The organism is Paracoccus litorisediminis (genome assembly GCF_009711205.1).
GTDB classification, from domain to species: Bacteria; Pseudomonadota; Alphaproteobacteria; order Rhodobacterales; family Rhodobacteraceae; genus Paracoccus; species Paracoccus litorisediminis.
On sequence record NZ_WMIG01000002.1, the window covers coordinates 425,752 to 445,439 of the forward strand.

At 63.4% G+C, this 19,688-nt stretch carries 17 protein-coding genes; 5 read left to right on the forward strand and 12 right to left on the reverse strand.

Annotated features, from left to right (window positions below):
- Window positions 1-22: 22 nt before the first annotated feature.
- The 3 genes from flgK to GL300_RS07500 are packed head-to-tail and all read left to right on the forward strand — an operon-like array spanning window position 23 to window position 3,593.
- Window positions 23-1,483, forward strand: a complete 1,461-nt coding sequence (gene flgK, locus GL300_RS07490; protein ID WP_343042925.1) for a flagellar hook-associated protein FlgK — start codon at window positions 23-25, stop codon at window positions 1,481-1,483.
- Window positions 1,480-2,493 (forward strand): flagellin, encoded by a 1,014-nt coding sequence (locus GL300_RS07495; RefSeq protein ID WP_155038978.1) that lies wholly within the window; start codon window positions 1,480-1,482, stop codon window positions 2,491-2,493. Before flgK ends, GL300_RS07495 begins: the two co-directional genes overlap by 4 nt.
- On the forward strand, window positions 2,493-3,593 hold the full coding sequence (locus tag GL300_RS07500; protein ID WP_155038979.1) for a flagellar basal body P-ring protein FlgI: 1,101 nt from the start codon (window positions 2,493-2,495) through the stop codon (window positions 3,591-3,593). Before GL300_RS07495 ends, GL300_RS07500 begins: the two co-directional genes overlap by 1 nt.
- 36 nt (window positions 3,594-3,629) lie before the next feature.
- Here GL300_RS07500 and purU read toward each other — a convergent pair whose 3' ends face one another.
- From purU to glpD, 11 genes are all read right to left on the reverse strand, one after another.
- On the reverse strand, window positions 3,630-4,514 hold the full coding sequence (purU, locus tag GL300_RS07505; RefSeq protein WP_155038980.1) for a formyltetrahydrofolate deformylase: 885 nt from the start codon (window positions 4,512-4,514) through the stop codon (window positions 3,630-3,632).
- A 91-nt stretch (window positions 4,515-4,605) separates the two neighbouring features.
- Window positions 4,606-5,493, reverse strand: coding sequence for a bifunctional methylenetetrahydrofolate dehydrogenase/methenyltetrahydrofolate cyclohydrolase FolD (gene folD, locus GL300_RS07510; RefSeq protein ID WP_155038981.1), 888 nt, complete (start codon window positions 5,491-5,493; stop codon window positions 4,606-4,608).
- Window positions 5,494-5,758: 265 nt separating this feature from the next.
- Window positions 5,759-6,892, reverse strand: a complete 1,134-nt coding sequence (locus GL300_RS07515) for an iron-containing alcohol dehydrogenase (RefSeq protein ID WP_155038982.1) — start codon at window positions 6,890-6,892, stop codon at window positions 5,759-5,761.
- The gene (gene glpK / locus GL300_RS07520) at window positions 6,889-8,376 is read right to left on the reverse strand and encodes a glycerol kinase GlpK (RefSeq protein WP_155038983.1); all 1,488 of its coding nucleotides are present in this window, start codon (window positions 8,374-8,376) and stop codon (window positions 6,889-6,891) included. Before glpK ends, GL300_RS07515 begins: the two co-directional genes overlap by 4 nt.
- Before the next feature lie 63 nt (window positions 8,377-8,439).
- Window positions 8,440-10,164, reverse strand: coding sequence for an ABC transporter substrate-binding protein (locus GL300_RS07525; RefSeq protein WP_155038984.1), 1,725 nt, complete (start codon window positions 10,162-10,164; stop codon window positions 8,440-8,442).
- Between the two features lie 60 nt (window positions 10,165-10,224).
- On the reverse strand, window positions 10,225-10,650 hold the full coding sequence (locus GL300_RS07530; RefSeq protein ID WP_155038985.1) for a DUF2160 domain-containing protein: 426 nt from the start codon (window positions 10,648-10,650) through the stop codon (window positions 10,225-10,227).
- The gene (locus GL300_RS07535; protein ID WP_155038986.1) at window positions 10,650-11,453 is read right to left on the reverse strand and encodes a carbohydrate ABC transporter permease; all 804 of its coding nucleotides are present in this window, start codon (window positions 11,451-11,453) and stop codon (window positions 10,650-10,652) included. Before GL300_RS07535 ends, GL300_RS07530 begins: the two co-directional genes overlap by 1 nt.
- Window positions 11,450-12,325, reverse strand: a complete 876-nt coding sequence (locus GL300_RS07540) for a carbohydrate ABC transporter permease (RefSeq protein ID WP_155038987.1) — start codon at window positions 12,323-12,325, stop codon at window positions 11,450-11,452. The genes GL300_RS07535 and GL300_RS07540 overlap by 4 nt, the downstream gene beginning before the upstream one ends.
- Window positions 12,325-13,413 (reverse strand): ABC transporter ATP-binding protein, encoded by a 1,089-nt coding sequence (locus tag GL300_RS07545; protein WP_155038988.1) that lies wholly within the window; start codon window positions 13,411-13,413, stop codon window positions 12,325-12,327. Before GL300_RS07545 ends, GL300_RS07540 begins: the two co-directional genes overlap by 1 nt.
- 12 nt (window positions 13,414-13,425) lie before the next feature.
- Window positions 13,426-14,502 carry an ABC transporter ATP-binding protein gene (locus GL300_RS07550; RefSeq protein ID WP_155038989.1) on the reverse strand — a complete coding sequence of 359 codons (1,077 nt, stop codon included), beginning with the start codon at window positions 14,500-14,502 and terminating at the stop codon, window positions 13,426-13,428.
- Window positions 14,503-14,512: 10 nt separating this feature from the next.
- Window positions 14,513-16,090: a glycerol-3-phosphate dehydrogenase gene (glpD, locus tag GL300_RS07555; protein WP_343042927.1), complete on the reverse strand. Its 1,578-nt coding sequence runs from the start codon at window positions 16,088-16,090 to the stop codon at window positions 14,513-14,515.
- Between the two features lie 192 nt (window positions 16,091-16,282).
- Here glpD and GL300_RS07560 point away from each other — a divergent pair, with 192 nt between their 5' ends.
- A complete protein-coding gene (locus GL300_RS07560) occupies window positions 16,283-17,059 on the forward strand; it encodes a DeoR/GlpR family DNA-binding transcription regulator (RefSeq protein WP_155038990.1) in 777 nt (258 codons plus the stop codon).
- On the opposite strand, the gene GL300_RS07565 is transcribed toward GL300_RS07560, so the two are convergent.
- Window positions 17,060-18,013 (reverse strand): hypothetical protein, encoded by a 954-nt coding sequence (locus tag GL300_RS07565; RefSeq protein WP_155038991.1) that lies wholly within the window; start codon window positions 18,011-18,013, stop codon window positions 17,060-17,062.
- Window positions 18,014-18,353: 340 nt separating this feature from the next.
- Here GL300_RS07565 and ugpB point away from each other — a divergent pair, with 340 nt between their 5' ends.
- Window positions 18,354-19,652 carry a sn-glycerol-3-phosphate ABC transporter substrate-binding protein UgpB gene (gene ugpB, locus GL300_RS07570; RefSeq protein ID WP_155038992.1) on the forward strand — a complete coding sequence of 433 codons (1,299 nt, stop codon included), beginning with the start codon at window positions 18,354-18,356 and terminating at the stop codon, window positions 19,650-19,652.
- The last annotated feature ends 36 nt before the right edge of the window (window positions 19,653-19,688 follow it).

Genomic DNA, 19,688 nt, shown 5'->3' on the forward strand with positions numbered 1-19,688 from the left:
CCCCTGAAGAAGGACTGATCCCGTGAGCCTTTCATCAGCAATCTCGAATTCGCTGTCCGGTCTGACCGCGACATCGCGCGCAACCGAGATCGTTTCGACAAACATCTCGAACAAGTCGGTGGCCGGATACGCGCGGCGCGAACTTGACCTGTCATCGCGGGTCTACGCGGCCAATGGCGGCGGCGTCGCAATCGACGGCGTCCGTCGGATGGTGAATGCGGGATTGCTTGGCGACAGCCGGATCTCGATGGCGAATGCCGCCGGATCATCCGCCGTCGCCAGCTTTCATGCCACGATGGAAACCAGCTTTGGCACAGCAAATGACAGCACCTCACTGGTCACTTATCTGACGGCGCTGGACACTGCCATCGTCTCGGCCACCGCCCGACCGGACAGCGATGTCCGCCTGCAAGGGGTGCTGGATGCCGCCACTGAACTGGCAGGCAAGATCGGTGGCATCGCCCAAGGCATCTCGGATGCAAGGATTGCAGCGGACAAGTCGATCGCGAATGACGTCGGACGGTTGAACACTGCACTGAAGCGCGTCGCCGAGCTGAACCGGCAGATCACGTCGTTCTCGGCGCAGGGACAGGACCCGTCTTCGCTCGTCGATGCGCGGCAGGCGGTGCTGGACGATATTTCCAGCATTGTCCCCATCGTTGAAGTCACGCGCGAAAATGGCCGCGTTGCGATCTTCACGAAAGGGGGCGGGACGCTTCTGGACGGGACGACCCCGGCAAAGATCGAATTCACTGCGGCTGGCACGATCACCCCCGACATGACAGTCGAAAATGGCGCGCTTGGCACCGTCTCGGTGAACGGCAAAGCGCTCAGCCAGTCTGAAATGCAGATTTTCTCGGGCGGCTCACTCGCGGCCAACTTCGAAATAAGGGACAAGCTTGCCCCGGCCTATCAGGAACAGATCGACGCATTCGCGCGCGAGATCTACGACCGCTTCGCAGACCCCTCGCTGGACCCCAGCCTGACCGTGGGCGAGCACGGCCTGTTCGCAGATGGGCAGTCCGACTTTACCGCTGGTACCGAGCGCGGTCTGGCCAACCGGCTGTCGATCGCCGCCGAGATGGACCCGGCCCAAGGCGGTCAGTTGTGGCGAATTCGGGCCGGCAGGAACGCCACTGACGCCGGTGATGCTGGCGAAAGCGGGCTGCTGTTGCGGATGAGCACGGCACTGTCCGAAAATCGCAGTCCCGCGTCCTCGGCACTGCCCGGTGCGCCCAAGTCGCTGCTTGGGATCGCGTCGGATATCGCCTCGCAAGCCGCCAGTCTTCGCCTGCGCAGCGACACTGCCAGCGTTCAGGACCAGACCCGTTCAGAAGGTCTTCGTACCGCACTTTTGGCCGAGGGCGTCGATACCGACACCGAAATGCAGGCCCTGCTGACGCTTGAGCGGGCCTACTCGGCCAATGCCAAGGTCCTCCAGACCGCCAGCAACATGCTCGACGAACTTCTGAGGCTGACATGACCCAATTCAATTCGATCAGCGATCTGGCCCGTTCCTATCAGTTGCGCCTGTCCCAGACGGCGATCAAGTCGCGGCTGAGTGCGATCTCGCAAGAGGCGACGACGGGCATCAAATCCGACATTCCTCAGGCGCTGCGGGGTGACCTGAACCGGATCTCGCAGATCGAGAACCGGCTGACCACGCTCAAGGATTATTCAAACAATCTCAGCGAGGCTCAGGGCGTTCTGTCGGCCATGCAGACGGCATTGGGCAGTATCCAGAGCATCGTGTCGGAAACCGGGACGGTACTCATGTCAGATGCGATTGTCGCCTCGCCCGCGACGCTGGGCGTGTATCTGGACAAGGCGCCGGCCGATCTGAAGACCGCCTTGAATGCTCTCAATACCTCTGTCGGGGGCCGGTTCGTGTTCTCGGGCAGTCGCACCGATCAGCCCGCGATGGTCAGCTATGACGACCTGCTGAGCGATCTGACTACCGCGATCGGTGGAGCGACCTCGGTCAGCGGAGTTATTGCCGCGATAGATACGTTCTTTGACGCGCCTGCGGGCGGCGGAGGATTTTCGGATCAGGCCTTTACCGGCAATGACCAAGGCAATTTTTCGATCGCCATTTCGCCGGGACGGAATGTCGAGCCCAAGATTACCGGCAACTCGACCGAGCTTCGAACCGTTCTGAAAGGCCTCGCGACGATGGCCTATCTGGCCCAGAATGACACGCTGGATCATGAGACCCGCCGCGAAATCTCGCGCCAAGCGGGTCGGATGATGGTCGAGGGCGAGATGCAGATGACCTCGGCGCGCACCGTTCTGGGTGTGCAACAGGAGGCCGCCGCCAAGGCACAGACCACCAATGAGGCCGAAGGCTCGGCGCTGGCGCTGGCGCGCAACACGCTCATTGCGGCAGACCCCTATGAGGCCGCCACCGCGATGAGCGAACTCGAATCCAACCTTGAGACGCTCTATGCGGTAACCGCGCGCCTGTCGAAGCTCAGCCTGACGGATTACCTGTGATGCGCGTTGCCCTTCTGGTCATCCTGGCTGCGTTTTGGGGGGCAATGGGGCAGGCAGCACCGGTGCGGATCAAGGATCTGGCGAACGTCGAAGGTGTCCGGGGCAACGATCTTGTCGGCTATGGGCTGGTGGTCGGTCTTAACGGATCGGGTGACAGTCTGCGAAACTCGCCCTTCACCGAAGAAATTATGGCCGGGCTGCTTGAGCGATTGGGCGTGAATGTCACGGATGAAGCATTCCGACCCAAGAATGTGGCTGCTGTCATCGTGACGGCGACGCTGCCGCCTTTCGCCCGGTCAGGATCGCAGATCGGTGTCAATGTCGCCGCTATCGGGGATGCGAAAAGCCTGCTTGGTGGGACTTTGGTGATGACACCGCTGAACGCGGCAGATGGCGAAATCTACGCGGTTGCACAGGGTTCCGTTCTGGCCGGGGGGGTTGAGGCCAGCGGCGAGGCCGCCTCGGTCGTCCAGGGTGTGCCAACCACAGGCACGATACCGTCGGGTGCCAGGGTCGAACGCGAGGTGGCCTTTGATTTTTCGCAGATGACCAATATTCGCCTTGCCCTGCGCAATCCCGACTTCACCACGGCAGCGCGGGTTGAGGCCGCGATCAACCGCGATCTTGGATCAGGTCTGGCGGAACTGATCGACTCGGGCACAATCGCCATCGATTCATCGACGCTGGGCAAGGTGAACCCTGCCCGACTGATTGGCCGGATCGAGAATATCTCGGTCGAACCCGAAAATTCCGCCCGTGTTGTCATCGACCACAAGTCGGGGACGATCGTGATCGGCGAAGATGTCCGCATCGATCGCGTGGCCGTGTCGCAGGGGAACCTGACCCTGAGGGTCCGCGAAGCACCGATCGTGTCCCAGCCAAACCCCTTTGCGCCCGGCGATACAGTGGTCCTGCCCCGCAGTCAGGCCGAGATCACGCAGGAACCCGGTATCGGCTTTGCCGAAGTGTCGGGCGAAACCTCGCTATCGGATGTGGTCGCCGGCTTGAACGCGTTGGGGATCAGGCCGCGCGACATGATCGACGTGCTGAAGGCCATTCATGCAGCCGGTGCGCTGCATGCGGAGTTCATCGTGAATTAGGACGATCTGTCCCGCGCGCCCCTTGGCCCGCGGTACTTACCCCATTCTTTCGCTGGCATAGCTTCCGGGTGATGCGGGGAAGATGACGGTCTTGTTGCCGTTGAGGAAGGAGCGGCGATGGATATGGGCGTGGATGGCGCGGGCCAGGACCTGGCTTTCGACATCGCGGCCCAGGCTGACGTAATCGTCCGGCGACTGGGCATGGGTGACGCGGATGATGTCCTGCTCGATGATCGGGCCTTCATCCAGATCGGCGGTGACGTAATGCGAGGTCGCTCCGATCAGCTTCACGCCGCGCTCATATGCCTGCTTGTAGGGGTTCGCGCCCTTGAAGCTGGGCAGGAAGGAGTGGTGGATATTGATGATCCGCCCCGACATCCTGCGGCACAGTTCATCCGACAGCACCTGCATGTAGCGCGCCAGCACGATCAGGTCGGCCCCGGTATCCTCGACCACCTGCAGCAGCTGGGCCTCGGCCTGCGGCTTGTTCTCGCGCGTGACCTTGATGCAGTGGAAGGGAATGTCATGGTTCACCACCACCTTCTGGTAATCCATGTGGTTCGAGATCACCGCCACGATGTCGATGGGCAGCGCCCCGATCCGCCAGCGATACAGCAGGTCGTTCAGGCAATGGCCGAAGCGGCTGACCATGATGACGACCTTCATCTTCTCGGCCTCGTCATGGAAGGCATAGGTCATGTTGAAGGCCTTGCCCGCCTGAGCAAAATCTTCGTTCAACTCCTGATGTCCCACGCCCTCTTCCGACACGAAGCTGACCCGCATGAAGAACCGCCCGGTCTCGGCATCGTCGAACTGGCTCGAGTCGGTGATGTTGCAGCCCTTGCCAGCCAGATAGGCCGAGATCGCGGCCACGATCCCCCGGGTCGAGGGACAGGTGACGGTCAGGCAGTATTTCGTCATCGGGGTCTCCACTGTCATTGGGCCGCAGCCGCTTGTTCTTTCTTGCATTGGCCTTCCGGGCGGCGCTGCGCCCGGAAAGATTGGGGCCGCTTCAGACCGTCAGCCCCTCGGGCTCGGGCAGGCCATGGGCGCGGCAGCAGGCGGTCAGCGTATTGGCCAGAAGGCAGGCGATGGTCATCGGCCCGACCCCGCCCGGCACCGGGGTGATGGCGCCGGCGACCTGAACCGCGCTGTCGAAATCCACGTCGCCGACCAGCCGGGTCCGGCCGTCTTCGCTGATGCGGTTGATGCCGACATCGATCACGGTCGCGCCGGGCTTGATCCAGTCGCCGGGGATCATCCGCGGACGGCCCACCGCCGCGACCAGGATATCGGCGCGGCGGCAAACCTCGGCCAGATCCCTAGTCCGGCTATGCGCCACGGTCACCGTGCAGCTTTCGCCCAGCAGCAGCTGCGCCATCGGCTTGCCGACGATATTGCTGCGCCCGACCACCACCGCGTTCAGCCCGGAAAGATCGCCCAGCCGGTCGCGCAGCATCATCAGGCAACCCAGCGGCGTGCAGGGCACCATCGCCTTCTGCCCGGTGCCCAGCAGACCGACATTGAGGATATGGAACCCGTCCACGTCCTTCGACGGATCGATGGCATTGATCACCGCCTCAGAATCCAGATGCTTCGGCAGCGGCAGTTGCACCAGGATGCCATGCACCGCCGGATCGGCATTCAGCGCCGCGACCTGCGCCATCAGCGCCTCTTGCGAGGTGTCGGCGGGCAGCTTGTATTCCCACGAGTTCATCCCGGCCTCGCGGGTCTGGATGCCCTTGTTGCGGACATAGACCTCCGAGGCCGGATCCTCGCCCACCAGCACCACTGCCAGCCCCGGAACAATGCCCTGCGCCGCCAGCCGCGCCACATGCGCCCCAACCAGACCCCGAACTCGAACAGAAAACGCCTTGCCGTCAATCAGTTCCGCTGTCATTCGCCGCACTCCTTCGCTTCGCCAATGGCCCTGACAACGGACCTGCCGACCGCCGCGTCAGCGCCGCGCGCAGGCATGAACCGGATCAAGACCCTGATTTGCGCCGAGGCCCTATCATCTTTCCTTTCGCTTCTCCAACCGGGAACCGTTCTGGAACAGACATTCGGGCGACGCGAGGCGATTTGCGACATGGGCGTGGCGCTTTCAGGCACCGCCGCGTTGATCCCGCGGCGATGTCGCATCGGGCAGGCCTGCGCCCTCGCCGTCAGCCGGCCGCGGCCATTATTTTGACCAGTTCGGACACTTCAGGCGCGACCGGATTTCCCTTCATCGAGGAGCTGGCGAGCGAGGCCTCGGCCACGGCGACATGCTGCGCAGGCTCAAGTCCCTGCGCGCGCAGCCCGGGCAAGCCGGAATCTGCGGCCCATTGCGCCAAGGTCTGCGGCGCGTCCGCCGCATCGCCGCCCAGTACATCGGCAATAATCACGCAGACCTCGTCGATGCGCGCGGGATCGGCAACCAGCCGGCGGTTCATCTCAAGCACCGGCCCCAGCAACACACCACAGATCGCGCCATGCGCGGCCGGGGTGACGCCACCGATCACGCCCGCCAGTCCATGCACCGCGCCAAGCCCGCCATTCGCCAATGCGATCCCACCGCAAAGACTGGTCCATGCCAGCCTGTCGCGCGCATCCGCATCCTCGGCCTGCATCAGCCGCACCAGCGCGCGCAGGCCCGGCGCGATGACCGGGCGCACCAGCGCGTCGGTAAAGGGGGTGGCCTTCGAGGACACGTAAGGTTCGATCACCTGCGCCAAGGCATCCAGACCCGAGGCCAGTGTCACCGCTCGCGGGCAGTGATCCGTCAGCGCCGGATCGACGATCGCGATACGCGGCAGCATCCGCTCATCCCGGACCGAAACCTTGCGGCCATGTTCGGGCAGGCCGATCACCGCGTTGCGGGTGGCCTCGGCCCCGGTACCAGCGGTGGTCGGCAGTGCGATATAAGGCAAGGGCGCGGCGGCCAGCGGCAACCCGCGGCCGACAACCTCAAGGTGGTCCATGATCCCGCCCGGCGCCGGGATCAACCCGGCCAATGCCTTGCCAAGATCAAGCGCCGCACCTCCGCCCAAGCCCGCGACCCAATAGGGGCGGAATCCCTTCGCTTGTGCCAGCGTGTCCTCTAGCATCTGCAGCGTCGGTTCTGATCCGCAGGCAAGCGTCAGGACCTCGGCCCCCTCGGCGCGCAAAGCCTGCACCAGCCATTCGGCCCGGGTCCCATCCGCGCCATGCACCACGATCCCGCGCGTACCGTAAGCCCGGATCAGCGCCGGAGCCTTTTGCGCCTCACCCCGCCCGAACATCACGCGGCCCGGCAGGGCAAAGCCAAAGGAATTCATGCAGCCTCCATCGTGGCCGCAACGGCCTTTTTCCAGCGGGCATACTTTGCCTGCCGCAGGCTGTCATCCATCTTTGGCTCAAAGCGGCGATCCAGCGCCCATTGACCGGAAATCTGATCGGGCGGCGGGCACAGCCCGGCCTGCAGCCCGGCCAGATAGGCAGCCCCCTGCGCGGTGGTTTCCGTCACCTTGGGTCGATCGACCGGCGCGCCCAGAATGTCGGACAGGAACTGCATCGACCAGTCGCTGGCCGCCATCCCGCCATCGACCCGCAGCACCGCCCCACCCGCCGAACCCCAATCGGCCCGCATCGCTTCCAGCAGGTCGCGGGTCTGGTAGCCCACGCTTTCCAGCGCCGCACGGGCGAATTCGGCGGGGCCGGAATTGCGCGTCAGGCCAAAGATCGCGCCCCGGCAATCGGGGCGCCAATAGGGCGCGCCAAGCCCGGTAAAGGCCGGGACCATCACCACATCCTGCAAAGGGTCGGCCTTTTGCGCCAGGGGCTGGGTTTCGGATGCGGTGCGGATGATCTTCAGCCCGTCGCGCAGCCATTGCACCACCGCGCCCGCAATGAAGATCGAGCCCTCCAGCGCATAGGTCGTCTGCCCGTTCAACCGATAGGCGATGGTGGTCAACAACCGGTTCTTCGAGGGCACCATGTCCGGCCCGGTGTTCAGCAGCGCAAAACAGCCGGTGCCATAGGTCGATTTCATCATTCCGGGCTGGAAACAGGCCTGACCCACGGTGGCGGCCTGCTGATCTCCGGCGACGCCAAGGATCGGGATCTCGTGCCCGAACAGGTCGGCGCGGGTCATGCCGTAATCGGCGGCGCAATCGCGCACCTCGGGCAGAAGCTGCATCGGGATGTCGAGCAGCTTGCAGATATCCTCGTCCCAGCGGTTCTCGGCGATATTATAAAGCAGCGTCCGCGCAGCATTGGTGGCGTCGGTCGCATGCACCTTGCCCCCGGTCAGGTTCCAGATCAGCCAGCTGTCAACCGTGCCAAAGGCCAGCTCGCCCGCCTCGGCCCGCGACCGGGCGCCTTCGACATTGTCCAGAAGCCACGCCAGTTTCGTCCCCGAGAAATAGGGGTCCAGCAGCAACCCGGTCCGGGCCGAGATCATCGCCTCATGCCCCTCGGCCTTCAGCCGCTCGCACATATCGGCGGTGCGACGGTCCTGCCAGACGATGGCATTATGCAGTGCACGGCCCGTGGCGCGGTCCCAAAGCAGGGTCGTCTCGCGCTGGTTGGTGATGCCGATGGCGGCGATACTGGCCGCGCCGATGCCTGCCCGCTCAATGGCGGCACGCGCGGTCGCGGCGGCAGTGGCCCACAGATCGGCGGGGTCATGTTCAACCCAGCCCGAGGCCGGGAAATGCTGGCGGAATTCTTCCTGCGCCGAGGAAATCACCTTGAGCGAGGCGTCAAACAGGATCGCACGGGACGAGGTCGTCCCCTGATCAATGGCAAGGATATGGGTCATGCTGGAACCGGGGACGGAAAATGGAAAAAGGGGCAAGGCGCAAGGCCCTGCCCCCGTAAGCCCTTACTGCCAGGACTTGATCAGCTCGTCATAGGAAACGGTTTCGCCCTTGGGCTTTTCGTTTTCCAGCTTGCCCACCGGCGCGCCGGGCGCGTCCAGCCATTCCTGCGGGTCCTTTTCCTCGTTCATCTTGGGACCGAGGTCGCCCTGAACGCCAGCGCGCTCAAGCCGTTCCAGCACCTTTTCCTGCTCTGCGCAAAGCGCATCCAGCGCCTCTTGCGGAGTCTTGGCGCCCGACATGGCATCGCCGATATTCTGCCACCACAGTTGAGCCAGCTTCGGATAATCGGGGATGTTCGTGCCGGTCGGCGACCATTGCACGCGGGCGGGCGAGCGATAGAACTCGACCAGACCGCCAAGCTTGGGCGCGCGTTCGGTGAAGGACTTGTCGCGAATGGTCGACTCGCGGATGAAGGTCAGCCCGACATGGGATTTCTTCACGTCCACGGTCTTCGAGGTAACGAACTGCGCGTAAAGCCATGCGGCCTGCGCGCGGTCCACCGGGGTCGATTTCATCAGTGTCCACGAACCCACGTCCTGATAGCCGATCTTGGTCCCTTCCGACCAATAGGCACCATGCGGGCTGGGGGCCATGCGCCATTTCGGCGTACCGTCGGCATTCACCACGGCAGTGCCTTCCTTGACCATGTCGGCGGTGAAGGCGGTGTACCAGAACATCTGCTGTGCGATGTCGCCCCGCGCCGGAACCGGACCTGCCTCGCCGAAGGTCATGCCCTGCGCTTCCGGCGGCGTGTATTTCTGCAGCCATTCGATCGCCTTGGTCACGGCATAGACCGCAGCCGCGTCGTTCGTCGCACCGCCGCGCGCCACGCAGGAGCCGACGGGACGCGAGTTCTCGTCGACGCGGACGCCCCATTCATCGACCGGAAGACCGTTCGGCTCGCCCTTGTCGCCCATGCCAGCCATGGACATCCAGGCATCGGTGTAACGCCAGCCAAGGCTGGGGTCCTTCTTGCCGTAATCCATATTGCCCCAGGCCTTGGCCGGGCCGCCTTCGATATAGGACATGTCGCGGCCGGTGAAGAATTCGGCAATGTCCTCATAGGCCGACCAGTTCACCGGGACGCCCAGATCATAGCCATACTTGGCCTTGAAGTCGTCCTTGGTTTTCTGATCGTTGAACCAGTCGTACCGGAACCAGTAAAGGTTCGCGAATTGCTGGTCGGGCAGCTGGTACAGGTCGCCATCCGGCGCGGTGGTGAACTTCAACCCGATGAAATCGTTCAGATCCAGCGTCGGGCTGGTGAAGGCCTTGCCCTCATCTGCCATCCACTTGGTCAGGTCGCGGGCCTGCTGATAGCGCCAATGGGTGCCGATCAGGTCCGAGTCGTTGACATAGCCGTCATAGATATTCTCGCCGGTCTGCATTTGGGTCTGCAGCTTCTCGACGACGTCACCCTCGCCGATCAGGTCATGGGTGATCTTGATGCCGGTGATGGCGGTAAAGGCCGGAGCCAGCACCTTGGATTCGTATTCGTGGGTGGTGATCGTTTCCGAGACGACCTTGATCTCCATCCCCGCCAGCGGTTTTGCGGCGTCGATGAACCATTGCATTTCCTTTTCCTGATCCGCGCGTGGCAGCGTGGACAGATCGCCGATCTCGGCGTCCAGGAATTTCTTGGCGGCCTCCATGTCTGCCCAGGCCGGGGCTCCTCCCATGACCATCAGCGCCAATGCGATCGCTGTGGTCGTCCGTGTCGGTCTCATGTTTTCCTCCCTGATGAGACGTCCATTCTTCCGCGCGGGGCCTGAGCCCCGCCCGGTATTTCAAACCCAGCGGAACACCGCGGCGGCATAGGCCAGGCACAAAGCCAGCCCCCACCAAACCGGAGCCCCAAAGAAGAACAGCCAAGCCAGACAGATGAAGGCCGAACCCAGCAGCGTGATGAATAGCCGGTCGCCACGTGTCGTCTCGATCCGCAGGATGCCCCGGCGCGGGGTTTCCGGAAAGCGGATGGCCAGAATAGTGAACAGGACCAGCAGGCTGGCGATCACCCAAAAGAAGGCCGCGACCGGAAAGCTCCAGGCCATCCAGCCACCGGGGATCATCGGCGCGGTCCAGTCCTTGGCGCCGTCCTTGGTGGGCGTGGCCCAGACCAGGAAGGCAAGGACGGCGCCAAGGAGGGTCGCGGCGGTCAGGTAGACGGCCTGCCAGTTGCCGCGACGATGGGCGGGGATTGCTGCGTCGATCATCAGACCCTCCCCAGGGCAAAGCCCTTGGCGATGTAGTTGCGGACAAACCAGATCACGAGCGCGCCGGGCACGATGGTCAGCACGCCCGCCGCAGCCAGCACGCCCCAATCCATCCCCGAGGCCGAAACCGTCCGGGTCATGGTCGCCGCGATCGGCTTGGCGTTGACCGAGGTCAGGGTGCGCGACAACAGCAGCTCGACCCATGAGAACATGAAGCAGAAGAAGGCGGCGACCCCGATTCCGCTGGCGATCAGCGGCATGAAGATTTTCACGAAGAAGCGCGGGAAGGAATAGCCGTCGATATAGGCAGTCTCGTCGATTTCCTTGGGGACTCCGCGCATGAAACCCTCAAGGATCCAGACCGCCAGCGGCACGTTGAACAGGCAATGCGCCAGCGCCACCGCGATATGCGTGTCGAACAGCCCGATCGACGAATACAGCTGGAAGAAGGGCAACGCGAAGACCGCGGGCGGTGACATCCGGTTGGTCAGCAGCCAGAAGAACAGGTGCTTGTCCCCGATGAAATTGTAGCGCGAGAAGGCATAGGCCGCAGGCAAGGCCACCGCGATCGAGATGACGGTGTTCATCACCACGAAGATGATCGAGTTGACATAGCCCATGTACCAGCTGGGGTCGGTCAGGATCACCTGATAGTTGCGGAAGGTCAGGTTCTGCGGAAACAGGCTGAAGGTCCCGGTGATCTCGGCATTGGTCTTCAGGCTCATGTTCACAAGCCAGTAGATCGGGATCATCAGGAACAGCAGGTAAAGCGTCATGACGATCTTGGCGGAACGCGGTGTCATTGGGCTGCCTCCGCTTTGTCCATGCTGGTCATGACGGTGTAGAACACCCAGCTGACCAGAAGGATCACAAGGAAATACATCAGGCTGAAGGCCGCCGCCGGGCCAAGGTCGAACTGCCCCACTGCCATCTTGACCAGATCGATGGACAGGAAGGTGGTGGCATTGCCCGGACCGCCGCCGGTCAGCACGAAGGGCTCGGTATAGATCATGAAGCTGTCCATGAAGCGCAGCAGCACGGCGATCAGCAGCACGCCCTTCATCTTGGGCAGCTCGATATAGCGAAACACTGCCCAACGGCTGGCCTGATCGATGCGCGCGGCCTGATAATAGGCCTGCGGGATCGACTGCAGCCCGGCATAGCACAGCAGCGCGACAAGGCTGGTCCAGTGCCAGACATCCATGACGATGACCGTGGCCCAGGCGTCGATCGGATCGTTGACGTAGTTGTAATCCAGCCCCAGCGCCTCAAGCGTATGTCCCAGCAGGCCGATATCGACGCGGCCAAAGATCTGCCAGATCGTACCGACCACGTTGAACGGGATCAGCAGTGGCAGCGCCATAACGACCAGCACAAGGCTGGACCAGAAGCCCTTCTTGGGCATGTTCAGCGCGACAAAGATGCCCAGCGGCACCTCGATCGCCAGCACGATGGCCGAGAACAGGATCTGCCGCCCCAGCGCCCCATGCAGGCGCGAGGAATGGATCATCTCATCGAACCATTCGAGGCCCGCCCAGAAGAACTCATTGTTCCCGAAAGTGTCGTTGAAAGCGTAGTTCACCACCGTCATCAGCGGGATCACCGCCGAAAAGGCGACCAGCGCCAACACCGGCAGAACCAGGAACCAGGCCTTGTTGTTCTGGATTTTCTGCATCAGGCGGCCCTTTCCACAGCTTGCGGGGCGACCCGCCAGTCATCGGCATAGACGCCGATCTTGCCCGGCAGAAACGCCACGCGCGGCGAGGGGCCGGGCGGAGGCGCGTCTTCGGGCAGGACGATATTGAAGGGAGTGCCGGACAGTTCGGCCCGCAGGATCCGGTGACGACCGACATCCTCGATCCGGCGAATGGTCACCGGCAGGCCCTGATCGGACAGCACGACATGTTCGGGGCGGATGCCGATGCGGGTGCGCCCGGCAAGTGTGCCGTAATGCGCGCCCAGATCCACCTGCGTGCCGCCGATCAGCATGGCGCGGTGGCCGTCGATCTTGGCGTCGATGAAATTCATCCCCGGAGAGCCGATGAAATAGCCGACGAATGTATGCGCGGGTGTCTCGAACAGCTCCTCGGGCGTGCCCATCTGCACGACGCGGCCGTCATACATGACCACGACCTTGTCGGCGAAGGTCAGCGCCTCGGTCTGGTCATGGGTGACATAAATCATCGTATGGCCGAACTGGCGGTGCAGCTGTTTCAGCTGGGTGCGCAGTTCCCATTTCATATGCGGGTCGATGACGGTCAGCGGCTCGTCGAACAGGATGGCGTTCACGTCCTCACGAACCATTCCGCGGCCAAGGCTGATCTTCTGTTTCGCATCCGCCGTCAGGCCTTGGGCCTTGCGGGACAGCATCGCCTCCATCCCGATCATGCGGGCGATCTGGTCGACGCGGGTCTTGATATAGGCCGCATCCATGCCGCGATTGCGCAGCGGAAAGGCCAGATTGTCGCGCACGGACATGGTGTCGTAGACGACCGGGAACTGGAAAACCTGCGCGATATTGCGCTCGGTCGTGGGCGCGTCGGTCACGTCGCGATCACCGAACAGGATGCGTCCCTGACTGGGCCTGAGCAGACCCGAGATGATGTTCAAAAGCGTGGTCTTGCCGCAGCCCGAGGACCCCAGCAGCGCATAGGCGCCGCCATCCTGCCAAACATGGGTCATTTCCTTCAGCGCATAGTCGCTGTCCGATTTCGGATGCGCACTGTAGCTGTGGGCAAGGTTTTCAAGCGTGATCTGTGCCATGATCCCCCTCCCTCAGGCGGCTTGCGCATAGGCGGCGGGGGCGGCAAGCCGACCCTCGCCGTCGAACAGATAGATGTGGCGCGGATCCAGCCACAGCGAGATTTCCTGCCCCGGTTCCAGCACCTGCACCCCTTCGACCAGCGCGATCCAGCGATCCTCGCCATGGCTGACATGGATGAAGCTTTGCGCGCCGGTGATCTCGGTCACGATCACCTTGCAGCGCAGATCCAGCGCCGCCGCCGAGGGGCGTTCCAGCGACAGGTGATTGGCACGGAAACCGGCCATGTAGCTGCCATCCTGAACCGCAAAGGCCGGGGCATCGACGCCCTCACCGAAGCTCAGCCGCGCGCCCTGCTTCACCGCCGAGGTGAAATTCATCGGCGGATCGCTGAAGACCCGCGCCGTGGTCGCATCGACCGGCTCGCGATAGACGCGAGGCGTCGGGCCGAATTGGGTGACGCGCCCCTCCCATAGGGTCGCGGTATTGCCGCCCAGAAGCAGCGCTTCCTCGGGTTCGGTGGTCGCATAGACAAAGATCGCGCCCGAGGCCTCGAAGATGCGGGGGATTTCCACCCGCAATTCCTCGCGCAGCTTGTAGTCAAGGTTCGCCAAGGGTTCATCCAGCAAGACCAGCCCCGCGCCCTTGACCAGCGCGCGGGCCAAGGCGCAGCGCTGCTGCTGGCCGCCCGACAGTTCCAAGGGCTTGCGCGCCAGCATCGGCGTCAGGTGCAGCATCTCGGCGGTTTCGCGGACCTTGCGGTCGATCTCGGCCTTGGGGCGGCCAAGGATGCGCAGGGGCGAGGCGATGTTTTCGTAAACCGTCAGGCCGGGATAGTTGATGAATTGCTGATAGACCATGGCGACGCCCCGGTCCTGCACGCGCTTGCCGGTCACGTCCTCGCCATGCCACAGGATGCGGCCCGTGGTCGGCGCATCTAAGCCCGCCATCAGCCGCATCAGGCTGGTCTTGCCCGACAAGGTCGGCCCCAGCAGCACGTTCATCGTGCCATTCTGCAATGTCAGGCTGGTGGGGTGGATATGGACCCGCCCCTCGACCATCCGTGACACTGCCTGCAATTCCAGAACCATTGCCTCTCCCTCACTCGGCCGCGTCTGCGGCGCGGCCCGCAAGCCATGCCGCCAGCGCGTCGATCTGTTCGCTTGTCATCTTCAATCCCAGCTTGGTGCGCCGCCACAGGATGTCCTCGGCTGTGCGGGCATATTCGCGGGTCAGGAACCAGTTCACCTCGGCCTCGGACAGGCCGGCACCGAAATCCCGGCCAAGGTCGGCGCGCGAGACGGCATTGCCCAGCACGTCGAAAACTTCGATCCCATGGGTGCGCAGCAGACGCTGGACCTGCGGCGCCGTCAGGAATGGATAGCGTGCGGCGATGCGCGAGGTCAGCGTGGCCACGCCGCTGACCGGAAAATCGCCGCCCGGCAGTGGCACCCGCGCCGTCCATGCCGCCCCGGAATGCGGGAAATGCGGCGCGAGCTTTGCCAGCGCACTTTCCGCCAGCCGCCGATAGGTGGTGATCTTGCCGCCAAAGACGTTGAGCAGCGGCGGCCCGTCCTCATGCAAGCTGAGTACATAGTCCCGCGTCGCCGCCGTGGCCGATTTCGCACCGTCATTGTAAAGCGGCCGCACCCCGGAATAGGTCCAGACCACCTGTGCGGGCGTCACCGGCAGCGCGAAATAGCGGCTGGCAAAGGCGCAAAGGTAATCGCGCTCCTCGTCGGTGCAGCGGGCCTCACCGGGCGGACCCTTGTGGTCCATGTCGGTGGTGCCGATCAGGGTGAAATCCTGCTCATAGGGGATGGCAAAGATGATCCGCCCATCCGTCCCCTGAAAGAAATAGCAGCGGTCGTGATCATAGAGTTTCGGCACGACGATATGGCTGCCACGAACCAGCCGGACGCCTTCGGTCGTGGGAATATGGGTGACATTGCGGATGACATCCTCGACCCACGGACCCCCGGCATTGACCAGCGCGCGGGCCTGATGGACTGCCGGGCCATCCGCGCCTTCGGTGGTGATGTGCCACAAGCCGTCCACGCGCTCGGCATGGGTGACGCGGCGACGGGTCAGGATCGTTGCGCCCCGCGCCTCGGCATCGCGGGCGTTCAGCACGACAAGCCGCGCATCCTGTACCCAGCAATCGGAATATTCCCAGCCAAGCCGGAAACCCTGCTTCAGCGGACGGCCCAAGGGATCACTGGACAGGTCCAGCCTGCGCGTGCCCGGCAGGATTTTTCGTCCGCCCAGATTATCGTAAAGGAACAATCCCAGACGGATCAGCCAACCCGGACGACGGCCCCGCATCCACGGCATCGCCATCCCCAGCAGCCGCGAAGTCGGCGTGTCGGATTCGAACCGCATGTCCGGGGAATAGGGCAGCACGAAACGCATCGGCCAGCTGATATGAGGCATGGCAGACAGCAGCGTCTCGCGTTCCTCAAGCGCCTCGCGGACCAGCCGGAATTCGAAGAATTCCAGATAACGCAACCCGCCATGGAAAAGCTTGGTCGAGGCAGACGAGGTTGCCTGGGCCAGATCGCCCATCTCGGCCAGCGTAACGGACAGGCCGCGCCCGACCGCGTCACGCGCGATCCCGCAGCCATTGATGCCGCCGCCGATGATGAAAAGATCACTGACCAAACCTGCTTGCGACGACACCCGACCCTCCGAAGCCTCCCAACCCCGTCTGAAGCGAAAGCTGCACCCGCGCTCACGTATCCGTCAACAGATATTTTCGTTTACCTTGCGCAAACCAACAAAACGAACATTTATATTTGCGGTATGGCAGACTTGCGCGTATTTGCGAATGGCTTCATCTTCATCCGGGAAGCGCGCGACAAGGGAGGCGACATGGCACTGGGCATTCGGCAGAACCAGATTCTTGATCTGGCGCGCAGCGAGGGTCGTGTGCAGGTCGACGATCTGGCCCAGCGGTTCGAGGTGACGCTGCAGACCATCCGGCGCGATCTGGGTGAGCTGGCCGAGGCAGGCTTGCTGGACCGCGTGCATGGCGGCGCGATTCCCCGCGCGGGCACGGTCAATCTGGGATATGAGGCGCGGCGGCGGATGAATGCGGATGCCAAATCCGCCATCGGCGCGGCCTGCGCCGCCGCCATTCCCGACAATTGCAGCCTGATCCTGAACCTTGGCACCACGACCGAGGCGGTGGCGCAGGCTTTGGTCCATCACTCGAACATCACCGTGGTCACCAACAACATGAACGTGGCCAATATCCTGCTGGCCAATCCCGGCTGCGAGATCATGGTGGCAGGGGGCGCGCTGCGTCGGTCAGACGGCGGGCTGGTCGGAGAGTTGACGACGCAGTTCTTCGAGCAGTTCAAGGTCGATTACGCGGTGGTCGGGACCTCGGCCCTGGACCATGACGGCGACATGCTGGATTTCGATCTGGCCGAAGTGCGGGTCAGCCGCGCCATCCTGCGTCAGGCGCGCCGGGCCTTTCTGGTCACCGACCATTCCAAGCTGGGCCGCCCGGCCCCCGCCCGCATCGCCAGCCTGTCCGAGATCGACACGGTGTTCACCGATTGCCCGCTGCCCCGCGATCTGGCCGCGCGCTGCGCCGAATGGGGAACGCAGATCCAGATCTGCCCCGCCCATCCGCAAGAGTAATCAGGTCGCCTCGCGCGTCCTGCCACCGCGGATCGCACCGGCACGCGCTGCCAACGCCGCCAGCAGGGCCGATGCGGCCATGACAAAGGCGCTTAGCATGGCCGCCAGCCGCAGCTTGTCCGCGAGACCGGCCGCAACGGCCTTGGCCTCGGTCAGCTTGGCTTCGGCTTCGGATTTCGCGGCCTCGACCTTCTGCTGGGTCTCGGTGCGAATGTCCTGAACACGGGTAATGGCCTGATCGACGCGGGCCTTGGCAGCATCCTCGGCCAGACCGGTTATCTGGGCCACCTTGCGATGCAGGAAACCGGCATCCTCATCCGAGATCTCGCCCCGATGCAGCAACTGCACCAGCACGGCGATGATCTGGCGGCGAATCTCAATCCCTTCACCTTGTGGAAGCTGCGGCGGCGGACCGTCGGCACGCAGCAGGCTGTCCGCGATGTAATCAAGCGGATTGTTCGGGATGGTATCAGGCAGCAGATCATCGAAACCGGGCAGATGAACCTGACCCGCCATATCCTTGGCCTCTTGCACGACGGCGCCCATCGCATCGCCTGCGGCCTCGGTGGTGGCATGGACGCCCTCTTCGACCGCGCGGACGGTGCCGCCGATCAGGCCTCCGGTGACCATGGTGGTCAGGATCAATCCCAGCCCCCAGACCACCAGACCATTCAGCCCATCCGCCGATCGGCCGCCAACGGGGCGACGCATGCGCCCAGCGACATAGCCGCCCAGCCAGTACGGCAACAGCATCGAGCAGGCCGAGACGACCCCGGTCAGGATCAGGCCAATCACACTGATACCGCCATCCACCCCCAGCGAAACCGAGCCAAATCCCAGCCCGGCCGCCAGCGTGGTCAGTACCAGCGCAGCACCGGCGGCAACGACCGCACCGGCCAGCACTGCGCCCCAGTCGACCTGGCCGCGACCCGCGACCGGCGCCTGATCTGGCATTACCGCAGGCCGAGCATGGATAGGATGAACAGCACCACAACCACCAGACCGACAATGTAAATGATCGAATTCATTCGGAAATCTCCCCTGTATGACGGGTCCCGTCCGCTGGCATCTCAACGATTACCGGGGCCGCATGGTTTCCTGCCGGACACTAAAAACATTCCTGCCCCATGGTCATGCCGCTGTCACCAAGCATTGCGAATTGACAGCGCCATGTCTGGTCGGACTACACTCACAGGGCCGGATGGGGAGGATCCGGTCCGTGGACGGGCCATCCCAGCCCGCCCATGCGCGGCGGATTTCGGTCTGCCGGACCACATGGAACGGAGGTTCATCCATGAAGAAGACCGCACTCTGGTGCGCAGGTCTGATGGCGGCCCTGCCCCTGTCTGCCCATGCCGCGACCGAGATTTCCTGGTGGCACGCGATGACCGGTGCCAATGCCGAAGTCGTCACCAAGATCGCCAGCGACTTCAATGCCAGCCAGTCCGAATATGAGCTGAAACCCGTGTTCAAGGGCACCTATCCCGAAACGCTGAACGCGGGCATCGCCGCCTTCCGCGCCGGACAGGCCCCCGACATCATGCAGGTCTTTGACGTGGGCACCGGCGTCATGATGGGCGCCAAGGGCGCGATCAAGCCGGTGGCCGAGGTCCTGAAGGAAGGCGGCCAGACCTTCGACAAAAGCCAGTATCTGGCCGGGATCGTCGGTTACTATTCCACCCCGGAAGGCGAGATGCTGTCCTTCCCCTACAACTCGTCCTCGCCGATCCTTTACTACAACAAGGACATTTTCGCGAAGGCGGGCCTTGATGTGGACAACCCGCCCAAGACCTGGGCCGAGGTCTGGGCCGCCGCCCGCAAGATCAAGGAATCGGGGGCTGCGACCTGCGGCTATACCTCGACCTGGCTGACCTGGATCCATACCGAGAACTTCGCCGCCTGGAACAATGTCAGCTGGGCCACGAACGAAAACGGACTGGCCGGAGTGCCGGAGCTGAAGATCGACGGCCCGCTTTTCGTCAAGCATTTCCACGAACTTGCCGATCTGGCGAAAGAGGGCGTCTTTGTCTATGGCGGCCGCACCAGCGAGGCCAAGCAGAACTTCACCTCGGGCGAATGCGGCATCCTGACCGAAAGTTCGGGTGGCCTGGGCGACATCGTCAAATCGGGGATGAATTACGGCATCGGGCAGTTGCCCTATGACGAAACCGCTGCGGGTGCGCCGCAAAACACCACGCCGGGCGGAGCCTCGCTTTGGGTGATGGGTGGCAAATCCGATGAGGTCTATAAGGGCGTCGCCGCCTTCTTTGCCTATCTGTCCAAGACCGAGGTGCAACAGTTCCTGCACGAACAGTCGGGCTATCTGCCGGTAACGATGGCCGCCTATGAGGCGACCAAGGCGTCGGGATTCTATGAAAAGAACCCGGCGCGCGAGGTGCCGATCCTGCAGATGTCCGGCAAGCCGCCGACCGAGAACTCGAAAGGCGTGCGCGCGCCGAACCTGCCGCAACTGCGCGACATCCAGAACGAAGAATACGAAAAGATGCTGGCGGGCCAGCAGGATGCCGCAACCGCGCTGAAAAACGCAGCCGAGCGCGGCAATGCCGCGATCAGGGACCTCACCGGCGGCTAAGCCGGAACCGGCGGGCGGCCCTTGGCTGCCCGCCCC